Origin of the sequence: Pseudomonas sp. R3-18-08, assembly GCF_003852065.1 — a bacterium.
Classification (GTDB): domain Bacteria; phylum Pseudomonadota; class Gammaproteobacteria; order Pseudomonadales; family Pseudomonadaceae; genus Aquipseudomonas.
Map to the genome: position 1 here is coordinate 1,968,012 of NZ_CP027729.1, position 24,375 is coordinate 1,992,386.

A 24,375-nucleotide genomic window follows, 5' to 3' on the forward strand; every position below is an offset into this window, starting at 1 on the left:
GGCTATGGCGAGGGTGTGAGTGCCTTGATCACCTGATCCACATTGGTTTGCAGCTCCGTCACCGGGTCGGCACCGTCCACATTCAACACCAGCAGGGTGGCGCCGCCAGCCGTGACCGCCGTTTTCACCGCCTCACTCGGCTGGCGGTGGTGCAGCACCGTCGCCACATCATTGGTTTTCAACTGCGCACTGAGCTGTTGCAGCGCTTCAGGCGTCCAGTCCGCATCCGGCCGTGCATCGGTACTGACCAGTTCCAGATTCAGGCTGCTGACCAGATAGGCAAAGTGATCGCTCAAGCTGACCACACTCAGGTTATCGGCCTGGGCCAGGCGCGCCTCGCTGTCGGCGGCGAGCTTGAGCAGGCGCTGCTTGAGCGCGGCCAGGTTCGCGTCGATCTGCGGTTTGGCGCCCGGCGCCAGGCGGCTCAGGTCGGCCGCCAATACATCGGCCATGCGCCCCATGTTGTTGCCCGACTGCCACGGTTGGCTGTTCAAGCCATCGCTGACGCCCGGCTGCACGGCGATGCCCGGTAAGCCGCCATCCACCGGGCGCGCAGCGTCGACTTCGACAATGCGGATATTGCTGCGCCGCGCCACGGGGTAGAGCGGGTCGTCCGCCCACAGCGAGCGCAGACCGATGGCGGCATCGGCATCCTGGGCCAGTTGGCTCAGCGCTGGCGCACCGCGCCCGGTGAAGTACGACACTTGCCGCGAACCGGGCAGGTTGGCGGGGGCGGCGCGGTCGAGCTGCACAGCGGTGCCTTTGAGCAGCACGTCGGCAAGGCCGTAGGTGATCGGCAACGAGGCCAGCACCTTGACCGGTTTTACTGTGTTGGGCTTGGTCAGCACGGCATGGCCAAGGCCATGGTTGGCGACGAAGTCCCTGGTTTGAAAGCCATCCACGACGGCGAACGCCGAGGTGCTGATCAGGCAAGTCATGGCCAGGGCCAGTGGGCGAAAGTCAGGGCGCATTATCCAAGATTCCCTTTGAGGCTGGGCACCGTACCGCGCGCGATCGCGGCGAGGGCGAAGGCGATACCGGCGACCAGGATGATTGCGGCGCCGGAAGGCACCGGCAGGTCGAAGATGATCGGCAGCAGGATGCCGCACAGGGTGCTGACGGTCGCAATCGCCACCGACACCCAGAAGAACCCTTTGAGCGACTGGCTCAGCAGCCGCGCCGCCGCCGCCGGGATCACCAGCAGGGCACCGACCAGGATGGCGCCGATCACTTTGACCGCCGCGACGGTGATCAGCGTCACCAGGATTACGAACAGATAGTCCAGGGTCTTCACCGCCACTCCGCGTACTGCCGCCAATTGCGGGTTGAAGCTGGCGAGCATGATGCGGTTGTACAGCGGCAACGCCAGGGCCATCACCAGCGAACCGACGACCGCCAGCACCAGCAGGTCGTTGCCGTTGACCGTCAGCACCGAACCGAACAGCACGTTTTCCAGAATGTGCACATTGATCTTGCCGGCCAGGATCAGCAGCAGGCTTGCGCCCAGCGCCAGGGACACCGACAGGAACACGCCGATCAGCGTATCCGGCGCCAGGCCGGTACGGTTGCGCAGGTAGTTGAGCAGGATGCCGAACAGCAGGCAGTAGCCGAACAGGCTGCCGTAGGGCCCGGTATAGGGTTCCCCCAGCAGAATGCCCACAGCCACGCCGGTCAGCGCGGCATGCCCGACCGCTTCGGAGAAAAACGCAAAGCGCTTGACCACCACCAGCGTGCCCAGGCCGCCCAGCACCGGGCCGATCAGCAGACCGGCGAGCAGGGCGTTGACCACAAAGCCGTAGGCCAGTGCCTCGGGCAGATAACCGGCAGAGGCCCAGCCCTGGACCATCAGGCGAAACGCTTCATAACTCATTGCGCCAGGCTCCGAGGGTGGGTGGAGAACAGGGTCAACAGGCGATCGGGGGTGAGCGCCTGTTTCGGCGTGGCGTCGAACAGTACGCGGCGGTTCAAGCCGGTCACGCGGTCGGCCAGGCGCCCGACTGCCTCCAGGTCGTGTTCGATCCACAGCACGGTAATCCCTGCCAGTCGCCAGTCATTCAACAGCCGCTCGAACACCTGGATACCGGCCTCATCGAGGGCCGACATCGGCTCATCCAGCACCAGCAATTGCGGCGCCGGAATCAGCCCCTGAGCCAGCAATACCCGCTGGCGTTCACCGCCGGACAAGGCGCCCATGCGCCGCTTGCGCTTGTCCTGCATGCCAACCCGTTCCAGCGCCTCGCCAATCGCGCCAGCGTAGTGCCGGGACAGGCCGAGAAACGCCGGCCGCCGCTGGCACATGGCGGCCATGAAATCATCCACGGTCATCGGCAAACCCCGATCGAATTCCAAAGCCTGGGGCACATATCCAATGGTGCCGGGGGTGCCCGGCCACTCCAGGCTCAAGCGGCCCTGGTGCGGCGTTTGCCCGAGCAGGGTCTTGATCAGCGAGCTTTTGCCGCCGCCATTCGGGCCGACCAACGCATGGATGCTGCCGGGCCGTACCTGAAAGCTCACCTCATCGAGAATCACGGTGCGGCCCAGGGTCAGCGACACCTGGTTAAAATCGAGGGTCGGGCCACAGGCCAGGTTCAGCGGTTGCGCCGCCGTCATGTTCCCGACTCCTGGATCGCGCGGACCACGGTGTCGAGGTTGCCGGTCATTTCCACCTCATACTTTTGCGCGCTGTATTCGCCGTAGGAAATATGCGACAGCGGATACAGCTTGACCCCGGATTCCCGTTGGATTGTGTCGACATAGGAAGACGGGAAATCCATTTCCGAGAAAATCACTTTCACGTCCAGGGCGCGCAGTTCATCGATGGTTTTTTTCAACTGGCTGGGGCTGGGCTCGATGCCGTGGGCCGGTTCGACCACGGCGGTGACTTCCAGGCCGAACTCGCGCAGCAGGTAGTCGTAGGCCGCGTGTACCGTGGCCACGCGCAGGTCCGGGTTGGGCGCACTGGTCAGCTTGGCCAGGGCATCGGCGCGCATCTGGCGCAGGCGTTTGCCGTAGGCGCGGGCGTTCTGGGTGTAGGTCTTGGCGTTATCCGGGTCGAGCTTGCCCAGCTCGCGGGCGATGTTGTTGACCTGGGCAATCGACGCACTGATCGACAGGAACGTGTGCGGGTTGACCACCTTGCCCGCACCGCGCGCGGCATTGCCGGTGGCGGCCAGCAGGGGCACATTGGCGTTGGCTTCGATCACCGGGATGTCCGGGCGCTCGCTGGTGGCGATCATGCGGTCGGCGAAGTCATCATGCCCCACGCCATTGAGCACGATCACGTCCAGGGTGCCGATGCGCTTGATGTCTTCGGCGCGCGGCTCGTAGGCATGGGGGTTGAACCCCGCCGGAATCAGTGGCACCACCTCGGCCTTGTCGCCGACGATGTTGGCCACGTAGCTGTAGTAAGGATGCAAGGTGATGCCGATGCGCAGGCGTTTACCCGCCTCGGCGTTCGCCAGGGGCGCGAGCACCAGGCTGAACAGGCCAACCAGCAACAGGCGCAACAGGGGAGATGAAATGGACATGGGCAATCGGTCTTCTCGTTCAGTGGCGGTGCTGGCGGGTCACGCCAGCATCGAATTGCGCGACCACTTGCCGCCAGCCGGCAGCGATCAGCGCCTGGTCAGTGAGGTCGGAGGGGGCAGCCAGGTCGTTGCCACGGTTGAGCCAGATATCCGGCTCGGTGCCCTGCACGCGCATCAACAGCGAACCGCTGGTGCCCGGTGCCTGGCTCAAGCCCAGGTAAGCCGAGGGGGCGAGCAGCTGCCAGCGATGATCGCCACGGCTGACGGAACTGGCGTCCTGGGCAAACGGCGCAAAGCCTTCCTGGGCCAACTGGGCCGGTGCCGGCAGGGCGTTTTGCTCCTGCCGCAGCAAATGGATTTCATCCAGGGTCACCCGCAGGTCGGCGTAGATGCCCTGTTCGGCGGCGCTCAGGTCGCGTCGGGCATCCAGTTGGTGGCTTGGCACCGCTGCGAGCTCCTGGGTCTCACCGTGCAAGGCCACCACCGTTCCCGACACCGCCAGGATGATCAGGCACAGCAACAGCACGTAAAGGGTTTCATGACCCGCGCCGGCCGGGCGCACTACCTGTACGGTACTCATGGCGCCTGAATATCCGCTTGGTCGATTTCCACCACGTGACCGGGGCCGGCATCGAACAGCACATAGAATTCGGCCGCGGGTTTCTTGAAGGTCAGGGTCGAATCCTCACCGAGCTTGCCCGGCACCAGGATGGTCTCGTCGTAGCCGATCACATCCAGGGTCACGCCCGGAGCGCCGCTGCCATCGGAGAACCCCCTTTGCACTGGATCTGCTCACCGGGAATTTCCTTGCATTCGCACATCGGGTTGTGGGCGAAGGCCACGTCAGTGAAGCCGGCGCTCAGCACTAGCACGCAAGCGGCGCGCATCAGGCGCTTGAACATCATGGTTTGACTCCTTGCTTGTTCAGCCAGGCAACAGTGGCGGGCGAGGCCTGGCTCAGTGGAATGGAACCCTGGTGCATGCTGCCGTCCCAGCCTTCCATGGTGACCCACAGTTCAGCGTCGACCGGCGTGCGTTCCGGCACCGGCAGGAGGGCGCCCATGCGGTAGGGCGTGCCAAAGAAGATCACCCCGGCGGCCCGCAGGCTGCGCGGTTTGCCGATGCGCAGATAAGTCGCCTTGACCTGCTCGGCGCAGGTGGCGCACAGGGCGGCGTTAAAGGTTTTCATCGGGCCGGCCGGGTCCGGGCGCGGGCCTTCGTTGCGAAATTCCGCGAGGGTCAGGCTCCAGGGGCCGACTTGAACGTCCCCGGCGACCCGCTCGCCGATGCCGGCATCGCCGCGAAACAGCGCGGCATCGGCAAAATACTTGGGCATGAACCCCAGCGGCACCAGCAACAGCAGGATGTTTATATGAAAACGCCACTTCAGCCAGCATGCGCGCAGCGGTGAAGAGGGTTTGGCCGCGACCTTGCTCATCAGTGCGTCTCCGAGGTTTCAGCCTGCAGGGCAGGGATGGGCACAGGCGGGCGCTGGGTCTTGGCCTCGCGTTTGAGGGCGTGGAGGGTGGCCAGGGCGGTGCGCTTGGTCCAGATCAGCAAGCCGCTCAGCACCATCATGCTCAGCACCAGGCCGAAGACGGCCCAGATCAGCTTGATCCACAGGCCACCGAAGTCACCGGTGTGCAGCGGGCGCATGGACTCAGTGACGAACTCCAGCGTGGTGCGGTCGGACAGCAGGTGCGAGACCGCGATTTCGCCGCTGTAGGGATTCAGTTGTGCGGTCTGGAACATCAGCGGGTACCAGCCGCGCCCGCCGATCTGCAGGTGGCTGTAGGCATTGAGCGGCAGGAAGGCAAACGTGGCTTCCAGCCCAGGAATGCGCTGGGTGGCGATCTTGATCGCTTCGTCCAGGGCAATCATCGGGGCCGGCACGCCGGGGGCGGACAGCGGTACCTTCTCCCGGGCAATCACCGGCACGATGGGCTCGCTGGAGATGGAAATCTGATTGTCGGCCAGGGTCGCCTCGATCAGGAACCAGGTGCCGGTAATGGAAATGACGGCAATGAACCAGATCGACCAGATACCGCTCAGGCGGTGAAAGTCACCCCAGAAGATGCGCGCGCCGTGGCGGATGCGCAGGGTCGGGCGCAAAAAGCCTTTCCAGAAACGCTTGTACACCACAAGCCCGGTGATCAATGAGGCCAGCAAGGGCAGGCCGAGCAGCGACACCAGGTACCAGCCCCAGCTGTAGCCATTGGTGAACGGCACCAGCCACCAGCCGTGCAGGGCGCGGGTAAATTGCTTGAAGTCGAACGACGGGCTGATGCCCTGGATGGCGCCCGTGTAGGGGTTGGCATAGGCCTCGACGGAACGCCCGTCCGGGTAGCTGAGGCCGACGGTCAACGCGAAGTGTGATTCGTCGGGGCGGATGATCGAGCGCACGATGACCTGAGGCTCGTCGCGCTTGATGGCGGCGATTACCTGGTCGAAGCTCAGCGGCTGGGCATCATCCGACGGCTTGGTCGCACGGATATCCGGGTTGGCCAGCCAGACGATTTCCTGGCTGACCACCGCCAGGGTGCCGGTGACGCAGACGATCAGTACAAAGAACCAGATGGGCAGCGCCAGCCAGCTGTGTACGAGAAACCAGAGTTTTGAGCGTGACTTCTTCGACATGTGAATGAGGGTCTTGATCGGAGGGGCGATGGAAGCCCGGAAAAGGCCAGTCGTAGCTTTTGCTGACGCGACGGGCTGTATCTAAGTTAAGACGGATGAGAATGAGAAATCCCCAAGGGGGAAATGAAAGAAAATGTTTCAAGGGCCCAAGGGCCTCGCATGCGCGGGCGATGGCACCGAGGTTCCTGGGGCATGCGAAGCGCACACTGAAGGCTAAGTTGAATTCGCAGGAGTACGTAGTTGTATAAGTATAAAAATGCACCGGCAAACACCGGAGGATTATTTGTCAGTATTATTTAGTTTTTAAATTAACCCATTTTAACCATGAGATACCCCTGTTTACAGGTAGATGAGCGCAGGGCTGGTATAAGTCGGAAAAAAAGCAAAGATATTGTATTGACGGCGTAGAGACCTTCCGCTTAAGTAGGTGTCGGCTTGGAAGTCAAATAACGCTAAAAAGGAAGTTTATTACATGGCGGTATCAGTCGTTCATCCGCACCCTGGAATAATAAACTTATACCGTCCCCGCGCGGCTGATTGAATCACCCCTTTTGAGCGCGGCCCGTCGCCCGAGTCGATTGTCATTGTTGCGAATATCGCTGTTCCCGCCAGGGAAAGCGCGCATTCATATGCCTGAACAGAGAGTACGCACTCATGTCAATTTACGATCAAGACATTCATCGCTCAGTACAGTGGCACGACTGGCGCTGGCAGCAGAAGAATGCGTTGCGTGATGAACCGACACTTCGCGATGCCTGTGGGGGGTGGGGCGAGGACACCACCGCGCATATCGAACACAACCTGCAAGGGCGCAAGATGCAGATCACGCCCTACTACATCGAGCTGATCAAGCGTTCTCTTACCACCGGCGCGGTCACGGACCACCCGCTATGGCGGCAAGTGGTGCCGTATTGGAGCGAGCAGGTCGAGGGTGATTACGATGGCACCTCCGAAAATTGGGAGTTGGGCCATGAAATGAAGACGCCCATCTGCCAGCACAAGTACGACAATCGCGTCATCCTGCGCACCACCAATACGTGCAACGCCTATTGCCAGTTTTGCTTCGAAGCGCTGCGCACGCTGCAGGTGGGCACTGAAAAGGCCAACGCCAGCAAGGATTCCTTCATGGAATCGGTCGAGTACATCCGCGGCAACCCGGCCATCGAGGAAGTGATTCTCAGCGGTGGCGACCCGTTGATGCTGGCCGACCGCAAGCTCGACGAGTACCTGGCCGCCCTGCGCGGGATCAGTGATGACTTGCTGATCCGTATTCACTCCCGGGCCCTGAGCTTCAACCCGTATCGCGTGACCGATGAATTGCTCGCGATGTTGGAAAAGTACAAGGTCAATGCCTTTGGCGTGCACGTGTGCCATCCGCTCGAACTCAGCCCTGACTTTGCGGTGGCGGTCAAACGCATTCAGAGCGTCGTGCCGATTGTCTTTTCCAATATGCCGTTGTTACGCGGCGTCAACGACGATGAAGCAACGCTGCATAAACTGTTTATCGATCTTTATCGTCTGGGCGTAAAGCCATATTACTTATATCACTTCATGCCGTTTTCACCCGGTGCTTCGGAATATAAGGCATCGATCAGCCAGGCCATCGCGATCATGGATCGCCTCAAACGGCGAGTGTCTAATATCGCCCTGCCTGAATATGTTCTACCCCACGCACAAGGCAAGTTCACGGTGCCGCTGTTGGACTTTGAAAAACCTGAGAATTTGCCGTACTTCGAAGTTCGCGATGGGCAGCGCCATTATCGTTTCCGTAACTGGGAAGGGCAGTGGTGCAGTTGGCAGGATGCCTGAATCAACGTATGGACTGAGGCGGTATAAGTGATGAAACAAGACGCCATTCTTTTTATTGATGTCGATGACAGTACTGCTGTCCGTTATAACTACCGAGAGCCGCATTTTGCGGTTGCCCGCGCCCAGGGCCTGGTGTGCCTGACGGCGGGGGTGACTGGGCGCAGGCATCTGCAACGGCTCAGGGATGATAGTGATGCGGTGTTCCTGCTCGACGCACTCAACGAGGAGGCCATCCTCGACCTGGTTGGCCAGCTCGATGAGCAGTATCAGATTCGCGCAATTTTCTGCCAGGCCGGTCATCCGTCTGCGCAAGGCGAAGTCGGCTGCATCGTGGCGCGGGCGTCCCGGCGCCTGGGCCTGGTGCACAGCTGTCCCGAGGCAATTGCCGCGTGCAACAACAAGTTCCTGATGCGCAGGGTACTGAAACAGCACGCCATTCGTTCCGTGCCGTTTGCGCTGTGCAATGACGAACAACAACTCCAGCAGAATGCCGAGCGGGTGGGTTACCCGCTGATCGCCAAGCCGCCGTTTGGCGGGGCTTCGGCGTTTATCAAGAAGTGCGCCAATTGGGCCGAGCTGCGCAGCCACTACGCGCTGTTCGTCAGGGATCACGCTGGCGCCGCGTATGCGGATTTCTACGGCTGTGTGCACACCCTGCCGGAAGACGACTGCCAACGGCACGACTACATCCCCGGGCGCAGTCTGTTGCTGGAGGGCTACATCCCCGGTATCGAAGGCAGCGTAGAATGCGTGGTGGCCGGCGAGCGCGTTCATCCGTTGCTGATCAACGAAAAGCTGCTGTTGACCGAGCGCAGTGGCACGGTCCTGGAAAACCTGCTGATTTCCCCACCGACCTCCTTCACCGACAGCCAGTGTGAGCAGATCCGCGAGTACGCCGTGGCGTGCCTGCACGCGGTCGGCCTGACCAACGCCGTGGTGCATTTCGAGTTCCGCATGACGGAGCAGGGGCCGGTGGTGATCGAGATCAACCCACGCGTGGGCGGGCTCTATGTGAACGCGGCGTTGCGTGACCTGGCCGGTATCGATCCCTACCAACTGTATCTCTCGTTGTTGACGGGCGGGCAGGATGTCACTGCGCAGTTGGAGGCGGGGGCACGCAAGGTTGCCGAGACGGGGCAGCATTACGCGATGCTGGCGATTTACCCGCAGCACAGCGGCCGGTTCGAGGGCATCGAAGGCATGGAGTACCTGGACCGTAACGCTGCGGTGCTGGAGTACGCCCAGCAGGAGTCGGGCCATATGATCGATGCGGACATCGAGGAGCACTATCTGCTCAAGTGCTGGGCCAAGGTCGACGACGCTGCCGACGCGCACGCGCTGCATGACGCGGTCAGTCAGCATCTGCGCGTTATCATCGACAACCCAGTGGCAGGCTAGCGATATGGACATCCCACGAATCAGCGCGCAGTTGCGCGAGCAGCATTACTGCCATCGCCGTGACTTTGGCGAATTGCTCAATGTCGAGCCCGCAGAAGAGCAAAGTTTCCGGGCCTACTGGGCCAACCTGGTGCGGGACGAGGCGTTCAAGGCGTACACCCATCGTGAACGGCGGATCCTGCGCTATCGTTTATCACCTTCACGGCAGTTGCAGATCGACAGGAGCACCGCGTTCAAGTCGCCGGTCACCTACGCCGTCAACTATCGACAGGGGGTGAACCACTTGAGCTATAGCGAGGAAGGCTTTATCGAGCATCCACTGATGCGCAAGCTGCTGGCCACCGACCTGGCGGTGATCGCACCGCACCTGGGCGAACAGAGCTACACCATCGACATCCACCAGTTCCGCGTGCGTGCGGATGCGCAAGCGAGCAGCCCCACCACGTCGGGGATTCATCAGGATGGCCTGGATTGGGTGTTCATGCATTTTATCGGCGAGCACAACACCGTGCCGGTGGTGTCTGAAGTGTTCACCACTGAAGCGGAGCACAATCGGGTGTTGAATGTGCCCATGGAGCACTTCCTGGAAACCCTCGTGGTCAACGACCGCAAGCTCTACCATCGCGCCGGGGATGTACGGCCCAAGGTCGATTCGACACCCGCGTGGCGCGATATGCTGTTGGTCAGCCTGCGCAGCGTGCCCGCCGATCAAGAGGCGCCGCCCGCATGAGCCTCGATCAACAGTTGCGTCTGTCGACCCGCAACGCGCGGCTGATTATTTTTGCTCGCGGCGTTTCGGACTTTGGCGCCTTTCTCAACCTGGTGGCCTTGTCCACCTATGTCTACTGGCTCAGCCAGAGCGTGGTGTTCGTCAGCATCTTCCTGGCGTGCCGCGTCACCGGTGGCATTGTCGCCAGCCTGTTTGGCATCCCGTTTTTCCGGCGCTTTGCCGGGCGCGGCACGTTGGCGGGGCTGGACCTGGCGCGAGCGTTGTTGCTGACGCCGCTGTTGCTGCTGATCCCCACCCATCAACTCAGCCTGTTGCCGTTCATTGCCTTTGGTATCGGCCTGTGCAATTCGCTGTTTGCCATTGGCCTCAACAGTCAGTTGCCCACCTGGGTTGCCCTTGAACAGCGGGTGAACACCAATGCCTGGATCACCTCGGCGGCCGCCACCGGCGCGGTGTTCGGCAGTCTGCTGTCGGGGTTGCTGATTGCCACCGGGGGATTCGAGGCGGTGTTCGCGGTGAATATCGGCACCTATGTGATTGCCGCTTGCCTGGTCATGCCACTGCGTGCGTTGTACAGCGTTGCCATCGCCGCCCATCGCGGGCTCTCGGCCGAATGGCGCGAGTTGACCAAGGGACTGCGCGGCGCGCCGGTATTGGCCGCGATGTTGTTGATCAGCATGCTCGACACCCTTGGCAGCGCGGCGCATAACGTCGGTTGGCCGGTGCTGTCCCAGTACATTTCCCCGGACACGGCCAAAACGGTGATGGGGTATCTGCTGGCGGTCTGGGCCTGCGGCAAGTTTATCGGGGCGCGTATCGCCAGTGCGCTGTTGAAAGGCCGTGGCACGCCGAGCATGGAGCGGTTGTTCATGTTCGGCGTGGCGCTGATGTCCAGCGGCTTTATCTTCACGTTCCAGCAAACCGAATTGTGGCTGGCGTTGCTGTTGGTGGTGTGGGCGGGGTTGGGAGACGGGCTGTCTGAAGTGGCGTTGGTCTCCCGTGCGCAAAGTGAACCGGATAGCCTGCGCCTGCCGCTGTTCAGTTTATTGACCCTGATTCAAATGGCGGGCTTCGGCGTGGGCATGCTGGTGGTCGGGCCGTTCTACCTGACGTGGACGCCGGCCCAGGTGATTGTGCTGTTCCATGGGCTGCCGCTGACGGCGCTGGCGGTAATGACCCTGTGGCTGGGGTGCACGGCTTACCGAAGCCGGCCGGACGTGTCGCGCACACCGCCCACGCGTTGATAGCGATCGGTGGGAGGGGGTGAGCCCATTCCCACCTGGGTAGCGCCTCAACTGGGTTCAAGCAACTGCGCTCCCGGCCCGCGCTCACCGAGTTGGTCACCCTGGTTGCGCAACGGGCAGGCGTCCATCGACAAGCACCCGCAGCCGATGCAACCATTGAGCTTGTCGCGCAGTTGCACCAGCTTGTTGATCCGCTCATCCAGGTCTTCCCGCCAGCGTGCCGACAGGCGTGCCCAATCCTTGGCCGTCGGTGTGCGGCCTTCAGGTAATGCCTGCAGCGCCTCGCCGATGGTCGCCAATGGAATGCCCAGGCGCTGGGCAACCTTGATCACCCCCACCCGCCGTAACACATCCCGCGTGTAGCGCCGTTGGTTGCCGGCGTTACGATGGCTTTTGATCAGCCCCTTGGTTTCGTAGAAATGCAGCGCGGTGACGGCCACACCGCTACGGGCAGCCAACTGGCCAACGGTGAGTTGCTTGTCGAGCATAAAAACTCCGATTCATCACTTGACCTTGACTTAACTAGAGGTTTTACCCTGCCGAGCACTGGATCGCAAGATTCTGCCTACGGAGAAAGGGGAGTGTTCATGCAGGTATCAGAGAAGAATCGCAGCTTCACGCAATTGATCGAGTTTCAGATCGACCCCCGCCAGCAGTCTGCCCTGGTGGCGGCCCTGACCCTCCAGAGCGAGCGACTGGCCGAGAACCATGGCGGCTTTTTGAGTGCGAGCGTGCAGGTCAGCGATGATGGGCGGCGGGTGCTCAACTGCCTGCAATGGCAATCCCGCGAGGATGGCGAGGCGGCATTCCGGCGCTTCGAGCAGGGCGGCGAAGACCTCTGGACGCTGATCCGGGCGCACCAGGCCAGGGCGGTGACCTTTGATTCGTTCCAGGTGCTGCGCAGTTTTGAGCGCAGCCATGACGACGCCTTGCACTGCCGCCTAAATGGATAGGTGCAGCATCCGCTCGCCCTGCAGGTTTTCCCCTGGTCGGCGCTTGTTGACCGCCAGCTCGCCAATCTTGATCAGGCGCGTGCGCGTGACGTTGCGGCTCAAGCCCAGCAGGCTGGCGGTGTGCACCTGGTTGTAATGGCTGAAGCGGTAAGCGGCGCGTAACAGTGCATCCTCGACTTTTTCGTGCAGGGCGCCGGCCTGTTCCTCGAACAGCTTTTGAAAGGCGCGCGCCAGCAACGCTTCGGCGCTGTTGTCGGTGCCGTGCTGGCTGTCGTCCTGGCGCTCGATGCGCAGGTTCGACAGGCGCAGATCGTCGCGTTCGATCACGCTGTTGCGGCAGATCAGCAGGGTGTGGTGAATCACGTTTTCCAGCTCGCGGATATTGCCCGGCCAACTGTAGCTGCGCAGTTTTTGCTCGGCCTCACGGCTGATGGTGATCGGCCCGTAGCCCAGGCGTTGGCTGTAGGCTTCGATGAAGTGTCGGGTCAGTGGCAGGATATCGCCGGGACGCTCGCGCAGCGGGCTCAGCTCCAGGCTGACCACGTCGAGACGGTAGTAGAGATCTTCGCGGAAGTGCCCGGCATTGATGGCCTTTTCCAGTTGCACGTTGGTTGCCGCCAGTACCCGGACGTTGATCGGAATGCTCTTGCGCGAGCCCAGGCGCACCACTTCGCGCTCCTGCAGCACGCGCAGCAGCTTGACCTGAATGGCCATGGGCAGATCGCCGATTTCGTCGAGGAACAAGGTGCCGCCGTCCGCCTCTTCGAACCAGCCCGCCTTGGCGCTGAGGGCGCCGGTAAAGGCACCTTTTTCGTGGCCGAACAGCTCGGCTTCGACGAGGGATTCAGAGAACGCCCCGCAGTTCACCGCCACGAAGGGTCGGTTGCGCCGCGCGCTGAGGTTGTGGATATGCCGTGCCACCAGTTCTTTTCCGGTGCCGGTTTCGCCGATGATCAGCACGCTGGCTTCGCTGGGCGCCACTTGCTGGATATGGTCGAGCAGGGCCCGGGATTTCGGGTCTTCGAACACCTGAGCCGTGGCACGGATCGAGGTCGCGAGGGCAGGCGAGGGTGGGAGGGTCAACAGCTGCATGGGCACCTCTCTTAGGAATAGAACGTGGGAATCGGCAGGGCCGGGTTCAGCGCCCGGTCATGCAATGCGTGGAGTTTGTAATCCAGCGGGCTTTGAGCAGTGCTGTGGCCTGCACGCTGGGGCGTGGGCGGGCAGCATTGCGGTGTTATAGAGGGATTCTTATATTCCGTAAATTAATAGATTTACATATTTATAGATCTTAAAAGAATATATGACTGTGCCTATTGAGACTGCCGCAACGGTTGATAGCCACTATCGAGGACGGTGATTTTTCCCTGGGCAGGGGCGGGAGTAGCCTGTGTTCATTGACTCGACACCTCCTTCGCAGGGCTACCGCCATGAACCGTTCACTCGCTGTTTCGCTGATGCTTGTCACCGCTGTCCTCGCTGGATGTGCAACCCATCCGGCGCCTGAATTGCGTCCTTACACGGAACAGGAAACCAGACAGCTGGCGTTGGAAGCGCTGAGCCGCCGCGGATTGTCCTTCGATGACTATCAACAGCAGCGGGCGGCATTGACCGGCCAGCCACAAAAAACCTTTGGTTTTGATCATCAGGGCGAGATGAACGCCGAGCGCAACGTAGCCCTGAAGGATCGCCCCAGTTGAGCGGCGCTGTTGCGGTGAAGAACCCGAGTGTTCCCTTAAGGAAACTCGGGTTTTTTGTTTTCCATGGCGTGACTTCAGCCTGTTAAGCTGAATTTCAGGAGCGTTCCTACGCACATTTTCATAAAGTGGTCCTTCTATAACGGCATCTGATCAGTTAAACCTGACGACCTCTGTTCTGTTCGATGCCCCCCGCGACACTGTTCTCGGGAACACGCTCTGCGAGTTTTTAACATCATGAATAAACGTCCGTTGTATTTCGACTATGCCGCCACCACACCGGTGGATGAGCGGGTCATCCAGGTGATGGTTGAGTGTCTGGGTTTCAATGCCAATTTCGGTAACCCGGCGTCCAGTTCCCACGCGTTTGGCCAAGCGGCCCGGCAAACGGTCGAGCAGGCGCGTCACCAGGTGGCCGAACTGGTCGGCGCCCAGCCCGAGCAGATCGTCTGGACCTCCGGCGCCACCGAGTCCAACAACCTTGCACTCAAGGGTGTAGCCCAGGCGCGTGGCGTGGCGGGCGGGCATATCATCACCAGCCAGATCGAGCACAAGGCCACACTCGACACTGCGCGGCAGTTGCAGGAAGCCGGTGTGGCGGTGACGTATCTGGTGCCTGATGCCGATGGCTTGATCAGTGTCGAGGCGGTCAGTGAGGCACTGCGTGAAGACACCTTTCTGGTGTCGCTGATGCTGGTCAATAACGAGCTGGGCACGTTGAACGACATCCCGGCTATCGGCGCACGGGTGCGCGAACAAGGGGCGTTGTTTCACGTGGACGCGGCGCAAGGGGCGGGCAAGGTGGCCATCGACTTGGCGCAGTGGCCGGTGGATTTGATGTCGTTTTCCGCGCACAAGCTTTACGGTCCGAAGGGCATCGGCGCGTTGTACGTAGGACCGCGGGCGCAACAGAAGGTGTTGGCGCAGATTCATGGTGGTGGGCATGAGGGGGGCTTGCGTTCGGGTACCCTGGCCACTCACCAGATTGCGGGCATGGGCACGGCGTTCGCCCTGGCAGCAGCGTCTTTCGCCGAGGAGAAGGCACAGATCGTAGCCTTGCGTCAGCGTCTGCTGGATCAATTGGCGTCGATCGCGGGTGTGCGCCTCAACGGCAGCCCCACACAGCGAATCCCTCATACCCTTAGCCTTACGTTCAATGAAGGCGAGTTCAACGCGGGGGCGTTGAGTGCAGGGATTGCCTTTTCGGCGACTTCAGCGTGCAATTCGGCCAGCAACGCGCCGTCCCATGTGCTACTGGCCCTGGGGCATGACGCTCGCAGCGCCGGGCGTACCATTCGCCTGAGCCTGGGCCGGTTTACCACCGAGCGGGATATCGACGAAGCGGTACAACTGATCAAGTCGACACTGGCCAGCGCACCGGCGTTCTGGGCCGTCTGACATTTCCTTCGCAGTGCATAACAATTATTAGCGGTTAGCAGGAGACACAATGACTACGCAGCCTTTGACCCATGGAACGGTTTCCCAGCGCCTGGCGCAAACCCGTGAGCTGATGAGCCGAGAGGGGATTCATGCCCTGCTGGTACCGTCTGCGGACCCGCATTTGTCCGAGTACCTGCCCGGATACTGGCAGGGCCGTCAATGGTTGTCCGGGTTCCATGGTTCGGTGGGGACGCTGATCGTCACTGCGGAGTTTGCCGGGGTGTGGGCCGACAGCCGCTATTGGGAACAGGCGACCAAGGAGCTCAAGGGCAGCGGCATCGAACTGGTGAAACTGCAACCGGGCCAGCCCGGACCGCTTGAATGGCTGGCTGAACAAACCCCGGAAGGCGGCGTTGTGGCGGTGGATGGTGCGGTAATGGCCGTGGCCTCGGCGCGCACCCTGGGTGACAAGCTGGCGCAGCGTGGCGCGCGCTTGCGTACGGACATCGATCTGCTCAATGCCGTCTGGCACGACCGCCCGGCGCTGCCGAACCAGCCGATCTATCAGCACCTGCCGCCGCAGGCTACCCTCAGCCGCAGCGAAAAACTCGCGGCCCTGCGCGCCAGCCTGAAAGAAAAAGGCGCTGACTGGCATTTCATCGCGACCCTGGATGACATCGCCTGGTTGTTCAACCTGCGCGGTGGCGATGTATCGTTCAACCCAGTGTTCGTATCCTTTGCCCTGATCAATCAACAGCAGGCCACCTTGTTCGTGGCGCTGAGCAAGGTCGATACCGAGTTGCGCGCTGCGCTTGAGCGCGATGGCGTGAGCGTGCGCGACTACAGTGATGTGGCTGATGCGCTGCGAGCCGTACCGTCCGGAGCAAGCCTGCAGATTGATCCGGCCCGCGTGACGGCCGGTTTACTGGAGCACCTCGACGCCGGCGTGAAGCGGGTGGAAGGCTTGAACCCCACCACGCTGGCCAAGTCGCGCAAAAGCCTGGCCGATGCCGAACATATCCGTCAGGCCATGGAACAGGATGGCGCCGCCTTGTGCGAATTTTTCGCCTGGCTGGAATCGGCCCTGGGACGTGAACGCATCACTGAACTGACTATCGATGAGCATCTGACGGCAGCGCGTGCCCGCCGTCCGGGGTATGTGTCGCTGAGTTTCAATACCATTGCGGCCTTCAATGCCAATGGCGCGATGCCGCACTACCACGCCACGCCAGAAGAACATGCCGTGATCGAAGGCGATGGCTTATTGCTGATCGATTCCGGCGGCCAGTACCTGGGCGGTACCACGGATATCACGCGGATGGTGCCCATCGGTACGCCGAGTGCAGAGCAGAAACTCGATTGCACGCGGGTGCTCAAGGGCGTGATTGCCTTGTCCCGCGCTCATTTCCCCAAGGGCATCCTGTCGCCGTTGCTGGACGCCATCGCGCGTGCGCCGATCTGGGCCGAGGGCGTGGATTACGGCCACGGTACGGGTCACGGTGTAGGGTATTTCCTCAACGTGCACGAAGGTCCGCAGGTGATCGCCTACCAGGCTGCAGCTGCGCCGCAAACGGCGATGCAGCCGGGCATGATCACGTCGATTGAGCCGGGCACCTACCGCCCTGGGCGTTGGGGCGTGCGCATCGAAAACCTGGTGTTGAACCGTGAAGCGGGGACCACCGAATTTGGTGAGTTCCTCAGATTCGAAACCCTGACCTTGTGCCCGATCGACACCCGTTGCCTGGAGCCTTCCTTGCTCACAGCGGATGAGCGCGAGTGGTTCAACGCTTATCACGCCCAGGTGCGTGAGCGCCTGAGCCCGTTACTCAGTGGCGAGGCGCTCACGTGGTTGCAGGTGCGCACAGCGGCGATTTGATCGCGGGCTGACTGACGGCTTCGCGCTGTGCTGTTTTGATCGCGAGCGATCAAGACAGCACTCAGGCGTCTACTTGCAAATGACGATCATGCTGCGACTGGTGTAGCCGGCAGGGTTGAGGCCGAAGGGGTAATCGCCGGGTTCTTCGGCGTTATCGCCGGATTTGGCGATAACCCGATAGCCCTTGGTACCGCAGGAATCGGCCGCACTGGTGTAGCACTTATCCCAGGAGGAGGACAGGCCCGAGCAGTTGATATGCAGCCCTTTCTTGCCTCGTTTCACTTCTGTTTTCGTGGTCGCGGCACAGCCGGCAATGCCTACGACCAGCAACAGTATCAAAATTCGTTTCATTCCCATCCTTAAATAGCCGCTTCGCAAAAGAAACGAAGCCGGCCTTTACTCGCTCTCGAGCGTAGCGTTCATGCTGTCCGTGTCGAGTTTCTCCATGAAAGACCTTCGTTTACGGCCTAAACATGGCCTAAATGAGCGGTAAATACCAGAGCTGCCTTTTAAAGAGGTCAGTCGGCGGGCACCAGCGGTTTGGATTCGTTGCGCATTGTCAGTGTGGCCCCAACGGAGGCCAGAATGATGCAGGTGATCGCCAGCCATTGCGCGAGCGTCAGGTGTTCATGCAGGAAGAACAGTCCGGAGAGGGCGCCGAACGCCGGCTCGACACTCATCAGGGTGCCGAAAGTACGTGCGGGCAGGCGAGTGAGCGCAACCATTTCCAGTGTGTAAGGCAGCGCTGTCGATAAAATGGCGACACCGATGGCGATGGGGATCAAGGCGGGAGTCAGCAGCGCGGTCCCCGCGTGCACGATGCCGATTGGCGCGACGAACAAAGCGGCAATCATGACGCCGAGCGCGGCGGTCTGCACACCGTTATCGTTACCTGCTTTTTGGCCGAACAGAATATAAAGCGCCCAGCAGACACCAGCGCCGAGAGCATAGGCGGCACCGGTCGCGTCGATGCCACTGCTGGTTTCGCCCGACGGTATCAGCAGGAGTAAACCGACGACTGCGAGCGCGATCCACAAGAAGTCCACTGCCCGGCGCGATGCATACAGGGCGACTGCGAGCGGGCCGGTGAATTCCAGCGCTACCGCAATACCCAGGGGCACGGTGCGCAACGACATATAGAAGAGAAAATTCATGCCGCCCAGCGCCATGCCGTAGACAACTACAGTGCGTAAGGACTTGGCCGTCAGCTTGGCGCGCCATGGGCGTAATAGAAGCAACATGATCACGCTGGCGAAAATCAAGCGCAGGGTGGTGGTACCTTGCGCGCCGATGACAGGGAACATGCTTTTCGCCAGCGAGGCGCCGGACTGGATGGATGCCATTGCTATTAACAGCAGGCCAACAGGGAACAGTATGGAGGCCAGGCTGCGGGGTGGGGTGGTCATTGAAGGTTTTCGTCCGAAGTCTTTCATATAAAGGGCAGAGCGCTGATGCGCCTAACGGGCACGCAATGCGCAATATACTGCTCAAGTGCAGAGGATTTAAAGAGTTTCGGGCTGTTTGATAGGAAATTCAAATTAAACGTTGACGGCAGATTCTGTGCGCCTATAATTCGCCCCACTTCCGGCGCAGTCGAAACGGAAAACTCCTTGGTAAACAATGAGTTAAGTAGTTTTCGACAGCAGGTTGCTTCAGTCCATCGAAGCCAAAAGGAAGTTGAAAAAGAGGTGTTGACAGCAGCGTGTAACGCTGTAGAATTCGCCTCCCGCTTACGAGAGATCGCAAGCGCAAGTGGTTGAAGTTGTTGAAGAAATCTTCGAAAACTTCTGAAAATAACCGCTTGACAGCAAATGAGGCTGCTGTAGAATGCGCGCCTCGGTTGAGACGAATAGCTCTTAACCAACCGCTCTTTAACAACTGAATCAAGCAATTCGTGTGGGTGCTTGTGGAGTCAGACTGATAGTCAGCAAGATTATCAGCATCACAAGTTACTCCGCGAGAAATCAAAGATGTAACCAACGATTGCTGAGCCAAGTTTAGGGTTTCTTAAAAACCCAAAGATGTTTGAACTGAAGAGTTTGATCATGGCTCAGATTGAACGCTGGCGGCAGGCCTAACACATGCAAGTCGAGCGGTAGAGAGAAGCTTGCTTCTCTTGAGAGCGGCGGACGGGTGAGTAATGCCTAGGAATCTGCCTGGTAGTGGGGGATAACGTTCGGAAACGGACGCTAATACCGCATACGTCCTACGGGAGAAAGCAGGGGACCTTCGGGCCTTGCGCTATCAGATGAGCCTAGGTCGGATTAGCTAGTTGGTGAGGTAATGGCTCACCAAGGCGACGATCCGTAACTGGTCTGAGAGGATGATCAGTCACACTGGAACTGAGACACGGTCCAGACTCCTACGGGAGGCAGCAGTGGGGAATATTGGACAATGGGCGAAAGCCTGATCCAGCCATGCCGCGTGTGTGAAGAAGGTCTTCGGATTGTAAAGCACTTTAAGTTGGGAGGAAGGGCAGTTACCTAATACGTGATTGTTTTGACGTTACCGACAGAATAAGCACCGGCTAACTCTGTGCCAGCAGCCGCGGTAATACAGAGGGTGCAAGCGTTAATCGGAATTACTGGGCGTAAAGCGCGCGTAGGTGGTTTGTTAAGTTGGATGTGAAATCCCCGGGCTCAACCTGGGAACTGCATTCAAAACTGACTGACTAGAGTGTGGTAGAGGGTGGTGGAATTTCCTGTGTAGCGGTGAAATGCGTAGATATAGGAAGGAACACCAGTGGCGAAGGCGACCACCTGGACCAACACTGACACTGAGGTGCGAAAGCGTGGGGAGCAAACAGGATTAGATACCCTGGTAGTCCACGCCGTAAACGATGTCAACTAGCCGTTGGGAGCCTTGAGCTCTTAGTGGCGCAGCTAACGCATTAAGTTGACCGCCTGGGGAGTACGGCCGCAAGGTTAAAACTCAAATGAATTGACGGGGGCCCGCACAAGCGGTGGAGCATGTGGTTTAATTCGAAGCAACGCGAAGAACCTTACCAGGCCTTGACATCCAATGAACTTTCCAGAGATGGATTGGTGCCTTCGGGAACATTGAGACAGGTGCTGCATGGCTGTCGTCAGCTCGTGTCGTGAGATGTTGGGTTAAGTCCCGTAACGAGCGCAACCCTTGTCCTTAGTTACCAGCACGTTATGGTGGGCACTCTAAGGAGACTGCCGGTGACAAACCGGAGGAAGGTGGGGATGACGTCAAGTCATCATGGCCCTTACGGCCTGGGCTACACACGTGCTACAATGGTCGGTACAGAGGGTTGCCAAGCCGCGAGGTGGAGCTAATCCCAGAAAACCGATCGTAGTCCGGATCGCAGTCTGCAACTCGACTGCGTGAAGTCGGAATCGCTAGTAATCGCGAATCAGAATGTCGCGGTGAATACGTTCCCGGGCCTTGTACACACCGCCCGTCACACCATGGGAGTGGGTTGCACCAGAAGTAGCTAGTCTAACCTTCGGGAGGACGGTTACCACGGTGTGATTCATGACTGGGGTGAAGTCGTAACAAGGTAGCCGTAGGGGAACCTGCGGCTGGATCACCTCCTTAATCGACGACATCAGCTGCTCCATAAGTTCCCACACGAATTGCTTGATTCATTGAAGAAGACGAAAAGAAGCAGCCCGAAATTGGGTCTGTAGCTCAGTTGGTTAGAGCGCACCCCTGATAAGGGTGAGGTCGGCAGTTCGAATCTGCCCAGACCCACCAATTTTGTGTGGGAAACGCCTGTAGAAATACGGGGCCATAGCTCAGCTGGGAGAGCGCCTGCCTTGCACGCAGGAGGTCAACGGTTCGATCCCGTTTGGCTCCACCACTACTGCTTCTGTTTGTAGAAAGCTTAGAAATGAGCATTCCATTGTTGTGATGGTGAATGTTGATTTCTAGTCTTTGACTAGTTCGTTCTTTAAAAATTTGGGTATGTGATAGAAAGATAGACTGGACGTTACTTTCACTGGTAACGGATCAGGCTAAGGTAAAATTTGTGAGTCGCTCTTAATTGAGTATGATCGAATTTTCGGCGAATGTTGTCTTCACAGTATAACCAGATTGCTTGGGGTTATATGGTCAAGTGAAGAAGCGCATACGGTGGATGCCTTGGCAGTCAGAGGCGATGAAAGACGTGGTAGCCTGCGAAAAGCTTCGGGGAGTCGGCAAACAGACTTTGATCCGGAGATGTCTGAATGGGGGAACCCAGCCATCATAAGATGGTTACCTTACACTGAATACATAGGTGTATGGAGCGAACCAGGGGAACTGAAACATCTAAGTACCCTGAGGAAAAGAAATCAACCGAGATTCCCTTAGTAGTGGCGAGCGAACGGGGACTAGCCCTTAAGTGGCTTTGAGATTAGCGGAACGCTCTGGAAAGTGCGGCCATAGTGGGTGATAGCCCTGTACGCGAAAATCTCTTAGTCATGAAATCGAGTAGGACGGAGCACGAGAAACTTTGTCTGAATATGGGGGGACCATCCTCCAAGGCTAAATACTACTGACTGACCGATAGTGAACTAGTACCGTGAGGGAAAGGCGAAAAGAACCCCGGAGAGGGGAGTGAAATAGATCCTGAAACCGTATGCGTACAAGCAGTGGGAGCCCACTTTGTTGGGTGACTGCGTACCTTTTGTATAATGGGTCAGCGACTTATTTTCAGTGGCGAGCTTAACCGAATAGGGGAGGCGTAGCGAAAGCGAGTCTTAATAGGGCGTCTAGTCGCTGGGAATAGACCCGAAACCGGGCGATCTATCCATGGGCAGGTTGAAGGTTGGGTAACACTAACTGGAGGACCGAACCGACTACCGTTGAAAAGTTAGCGGATGACCTGTGGATCGGAGTGAAAGGCTAATCAAGCTCGGAGATAGCTGGTTCTCCTCGAAAGCTATTTAGGTAGCGCCTCATGTATCACTGTAGGGGGTAGAGCACTGTTTCGGCTAGGGGGTCATCCCGACTTACCAAACCGATGCAAACTCCGAATACCTACAAGTGCCGAGCATGGGAGACACACGGCGGGTGCTAACGTCCGTCGTGAAAAGGGAAACAACCCAGACCGTCAGCTAAGGTCCCAAAGTTATGGTTAAGTGGGAAACGATGTGGGAAGGCTTAGACAGCTAGGAGGTTGGCTTAGAAGCAGCCACCCTTTAAAGAAAGCGTAATAGCTCACTAGTCGAGTCGGCCTGCGCGGAAGATGTAACGGGGCTCAAACCATACACCGAAGCTACGGGTATCACGTAAGTGATGCGGTAGAGGAGCGTTCTGTAAGCCTGTGAAGGTGAGTTGAGAAGCTTGCTGGAGGTATCAGAAGTGCGAATGCTGACATGAGTAACGACAATGGGTGTGAAAAACACCCACGCCGAAAGACCAAGGTTTCCTGCGCAACGTTAATCGACGCAGGGTTAGTCGGTCCCTAAGGCGAGGCTGAAAAGCGTAGTCGATGGAAAACAGGTTAATATTCCTGTACTTCTGGTTATTGCGATGGAGGGACGGAGAAGGCTAGGCCAGCTTGGCGTTGGTTGTCCAAGTTTAAGGTGGTAGGCTGGAATCTTAGGTAAATCCGGGATTCTAAGGCCGAGAGCTGATGACGAGTCGTCTTTTAGACGACGAAGTGGTTGATGCCATGCTTCCAAGAAAAGCTTCTAAGCTTCAGGTAACCAGGAACCGTACCCCAAACCGACACAGGTGGTTGGGTAGAGAATACCAAGGCGCTTGAGAGAACTCGGGTGAAGGAACTAGGCAAAATGGCACCGTAACTTCGGGAGAAGGTGCGCCGGTGAGGGTGAAGGACTTGCTCCGTAAGCTCATGCCGGTCGAAGATACCAGGCCGCTGCGACTGTTTATTAAAAACACAGCACTCTGCAAACACGAAAGTGGACGTATAGGGTGTGACGCCTGCCCGGTGCCGGAAGGTTAATTGATGGGGTTAGCTAACGCGAAGCTCTTGATCGAAGCCCCGGTAAACGGCGGCCGTAACTATAACGGTCCTAAGGTAGCGAAATTCCTTGTCGGGTAAGTTCCGACCTGCACGAATGGCGTAACGATGGCGGCGCTGTCTCCACCCGAGACTCAGTGAAATTGAAATCGCTGTGAAGATGCAGTGTATCCGCGGCTAGACGGAAAGACCCCGTGAACCTTTACTATAGCTTTGCACTGGACTTTGAATTTGCTTGTGTAGGATAGGTGGGAGGCTTTGAAGCGTGGACGCCAGTTCGCGTGGAGCCAACCTTGAAATACCACCCTGGCAACTTTGAGGTTCTAACTCAGGTCCGTTATCCGGATCGAGGACAGTGTATGGTGGGTAGTTTGACTGGGGCGGTCTCCTCCTAAAGAGTAACGGAGGAGTACGAAGGTGCGCTCAGACCGGTCGGAAATCGGTCGTAGAGTATAAAGGCAAAAGCGCGCTTGACTGCGAGACAGACACGTCGAGCAGGTACGAAAGTAGGTCTTAGTGATCCGGTGGTTCTGTATGGAAGGGCCATCGCTCAACGGATAAAAGGTACTCCGGGGATAACAGGCTGATACCGCCCAAGAGTTCATATCGACGGCGGTGTTTGGCACCTCGATGTCGGCTCATCACATCCTGGGGCTGAAGCCGGTCCCAAGGGTATGGCTGTTCGCCATTTAAAGTGGTACGCGAGCTGGGTTTAGAACGTCGTGAGACAGTTCGGTCCCTATCTGCCGTGGACGTTTGAGATTTGAGAGGGGCTGCTCCTAGTACGAGAGGACCGGAGTGGACGAACCTCTGGTGTTCCGGTTGTCACGCCAGTGGCATTGCCGGGTAGCTATGTTCGGAATAGATAACCGCTGAAAGCATCTAAGCGGGAAACTAGCCTCAAGATGAGATCTCACTGGGACCTTGAGTCCCCTGAAGGGCCGTCGAAGACTACGACGTTGATAGGTTGGGTGTGTAAGCGCTGTGAGGCGTTGAGCTAACCAATACTAATTGCCCGTGAGGCTTGACCATATAACACCCAAGCAATTTGCGTCGGCTCTTTAATCCAGAGCAACCAGATTGCGGTGTGTGAAGACGCAATGAACCGAAAGTTCGATACTCACAAAACACCGACTTCTATCCCATACCCAATTTGCTGAAGCGAGGCCATCTGGCCACGACTCAG

Annotated in this window: 19 protein-coding genes, 2 tRNA genes, 2 rRNA genes and 1 pseudogene; 12 read left to right on the forward strand and 12 right to left on the reverse strand. The window is 58.9% G+C overall.

Annotation, left to right across the window (positions count from 1 at the left end):
* Positions 1–2: 2 nt before the first annotated feature.
* From C4J92_RS09120 to C4J92_RS09155, 8 genes and pseudogenes are all read right to left on the reverse strand, one after another.
* Complete coding sequence (locus C4J92_RS09120) at positions 3–971, reverse strand: metal ABC transporter solute-binding protein, Zn/Mn family (protein ID WP_124403604.1); 969 nt, start codon at positions 969–971, stop codon at positions 3–5.
* Positions 971–1,870 carry a metal ABC transporter permease gene (locus C4J92_RS09125; protein WP_124362049.1) on the reverse strand — a complete coding sequence of 300 codons (900 nt, stop codon included), beginning with the start codon at positions 1,868–1,870 and terminating at the stop codon, positions 971–973. Before C4J92_RS09125 ends, C4J92_RS09120 begins: the two co-directional genes overlap by 1 nt.
* Positions 1,867–2,610, reverse strand: a complete 744-nt coding sequence (locus tag C4J92_RS09130) for a metal ABC transporter ATP-binding protein (RefSeq protein ID WP_124403605.1) — start codon at positions 2,608–2,610, stop codon at positions 1,867–1,869. The genes C4J92_RS09125 and C4J92_RS09130 overlap by 4 nt, the downstream gene beginning before the upstream one ends.
* Positions 2,607–3,527 (reverse strand): metal ABC transporter substrate-binding protein, encoded by a 921-nt coding sequence (locus C4J92_RS09135; RefSeq protein ID WP_124370224.1) that lies wholly within the window; start codon positions 3,525–3,527, stop codon positions 2,607–2,609. Before C4J92_RS09135 ends, C4J92_RS09130 begins: the two co-directional genes overlap by 4 nt.
* A 19-nt stretch (positions 3,528–3,546) precedes the next feature.
* Positions 3,547–4,107, reverse strand: coding sequence for a DUF6162 family protein (locus C4J92_RS09140; protein ID WP_124403606.1), 561 nt, complete (start codon positions 4,105–4,107; stop codon positions 3,547–3,549).
* Positions 4,104–4,432 (reverse strand): annotated as a pseudogene (locus tag C4J92_RS09145) (hypothetical protein). The gene C4J92_RS09140 and the pseudogene C4J92_RS09145 overlap by 4 nt, the downstream one beginning before the upstream one ends.
* Positions 4,429–4,965 (reverse strand): thiamine pyrophosphate-binding protein, encoded by a 537-nt coding sequence (locus tag C4J92_RS09150; protein ID WP_124403607.1) that lies wholly within the window; start codon positions 4,963–4,965, stop codon positions 4,429–4,431. Before C4J92_RS09150 ends, C4J92_RS09145 begins: the two are co-directional and overlap by 4 nt.
* Positions 4,965–6,164 carry a PepSY domain-containing protein gene (locus C4J92_RS09155; RefSeq protein ID WP_124403608.1) on the reverse strand — a complete coding sequence of 400 codons (1,200 nt, stop codon included), beginning with the start codon at positions 6,162–6,164 and terminating at the stop codon, positions 4,965–4,967. Before C4J92_RS09155 ends, C4J92_RS09150 begins: the two co-directional genes overlap by 1 nt.
* A 654-nt stretch (positions 6,165–6,818) precedes the next feature.
* Here C4J92_RS09155 and C4J92_RS09160 point away from each other — a divergent pair.
* Genes C4J92_RS09160 through C4J92_RS09175 form a run of 4 tightly spaced genes read left to right on the forward strand, consistent with a single transcriptional unit; the run spans position 6,819 to position 11,345 of the window.
* A complete protein-coding gene (locus tag C4J92_RS09160; RefSeq protein WP_124403609.1) occupies positions 6,819–7,973 on the forward strand; it encodes a KamA family radical SAM protein in 1,155 nt (384 codons plus the stop codon).
* A 30-nt stretch (positions 7,974–8,003) separates the two neighbouring features.
* Entirely contained in the window at positions 8,004–9,371 is a 1,368-nt protein-coding gene (locus C4J92_RS09165) for an acetyl-CoA carboxylase biotin carboxylase subunit family protein (RefSeq protein WP_124403610.1), read from the forward strand.
* A 4-nt stretch (positions 9,372–9,375) separates the two neighbouring features.
* A complete protein-coding gene (locus C4J92_RS09170; protein WP_124403611.1) occupies positions 9,376–10,101 on the forward strand; it encodes a 2OG-Fe dioxygenase family protein in 726 nt (241 codons plus the stop codon).
* On the forward strand, positions 10,098–11,345 hold the full coding sequence (locus C4J92_RS09175; RefSeq protein ID WP_124403612.1) for an MFS transporter: 1,248 nt from the start codon (positions 10,098–10,100) through the stop codon (positions 11,343–11,345). The genes C4J92_RS09170 and C4J92_RS09175 overlap by 4 nt, the downstream gene beginning before the upstream one ends.
* A gap of 47 nt (positions 11,346–11,392) precedes the next feature.
* On the opposite strand, the gene soxR is transcribed toward C4J92_RS09175, so the two are convergent.
* Entirely contained in the window at positions 11,393–11,833 is a 441-nt protein-coding gene (soxR, locus tag C4J92_RS09180; RefSeq protein WP_124403613.1) for a redox-sensitive transcriptional activator SoxR, read from the reverse strand.
* A 99-nt stretch (positions 11,834–11,932) separates the two neighbouring features.
* Between soxR and C4J92_RS09185 the strand changes: the two genes are divergently transcribed.
* Positions 11,933–12,298 (forward strand): antibiotic biosynthesis monooxygenase, encoded by a 366-nt coding sequence (locus tag C4J92_RS09185; protein ID WP_124403614.1) that lies wholly within the window; start codon positions 11,933–11,935, stop codon positions 12,296–12,298.
* On the opposite strand, the gene C4J92_RS09190 is transcribed toward C4J92_RS09185, so the two are convergent.
* Positions 12,287–13,390, reverse strand: a complete 1,104-nt coding sequence (locus C4J92_RS09190) for a sigma-54-dependent Fis family transcriptional regulator (protein WP_124403615.1) — start codon at positions 13,388–13,390, stop codon at positions 12,287–12,289. The genes C4J92_RS09185 and C4J92_RS09190 overlap by 12 nt on opposite strands.
* 338 nt (positions 13,391–13,728) lie before the next feature.
* Between C4J92_RS09190 and C4J92_RS09195 the strand changes: the two genes are divergently transcribed.
* The 3 genes from C4J92_RS09195 (at position 13,729) to C4J92_RS09205 (ending at position 17,251) form a co-directional block, all read left to right on the forward strand.
* Entirely contained in the window at positions 13,729–13,998 is a 270-nt protein-coding gene (locus C4J92_RS09195; protein ID WP_124403616.1) for a hypothetical protein, read from the forward strand.
* Positions 13,999–14,232: 234 nt separating this feature from the next.
* Positions 14,233–15,393, forward strand: coding sequence for a cysteine desulfurase family protein (locus tag C4J92_RS09200; RefSeq protein ID WP_124403617.1), 1,161 nt, complete (start codon positions 14,233–14,235; stop codon positions 15,391–15,393).
* 49 nt (positions 15,394–15,442) lie between these two features.
* Positions 15,443–17,251: an aminopeptidase P family protein gene (locus C4J92_RS09205; RefSeq protein WP_124403618.1), complete on the forward strand. Its 1,809-nt coding sequence runs from the start codon at positions 15,443–15,445 to the stop codon at positions 17,249–17,251.
* Between the two features lie 69 nt (positions 17,252–17,320).
* Here C4J92_RS09205 and C4J92_RS09210 read toward each other — a convergent pair whose 3' ends face one another.
* Both C4J92_RS09210 and rhtA read right to left on the reverse strand, forming a co-directional pair.
* Positions 17,321–17,602, reverse strand: coding sequence for a hypothetical protein (locus tag C4J92_RS09210; RefSeq protein ID WP_124366501.1), 282 nt, complete (start codon positions 17,600–17,602; stop codon positions 17,321–17,323).
* A 167-nt stretch (positions 17,603–17,769) separates the two neighbouring features.
* Positions 17,770–18,657 (reverse strand): threonine/homoserine exporter RhtA, encoded by an 888-nt coding sequence (gene rhtA, locus C4J92_RS09215; RefSeq protein ID WP_124403619.1) that lies wholly within the window; start codon positions 18,655–18,657, stop codon positions 17,770–17,772.
* Positions 18,658–19,278: 621 nt separating this feature from the next.
* Here rhtA and C4J92_RS09225 point away from each other — a divergent pair.
* From C4J92_RS09225 to C4J92_RS09240, 4 genes are all read left to right on the forward strand, one after another.
* Positions 19,279–20,815 (forward strand): 16S ribosomal RNA (locus tag C4J92_RS09225).
* A gap of 82 nt (positions 20,816–20,897) precedes the next feature.
* Positions 20,898–20,974, forward strand: a tRNA-Ile gene (locus C4J92_RS09230).
* A gap of 30 nt (positions 20,975–21,004) precedes the next feature.
* Positions 21,005–21,080: transfer RNA gene (locus C4J92_RS09235), tRNA-Ala, on the forward strand.
* A gap of 249 nt (positions 21,081–21,329) precedes the next feature.
* Positions 21,330–24,221: ribosomal RNA gene (locus C4J92_RS09240) — 23S ribosomal RNA — on the forward strand.
* The 16S and 23S rRNA genes sit together here with 2 tRNA genes alongside, the layout of an rRNA operon.
* Positions 24,222–24,375: the final 154 nt, after the last annotated feature.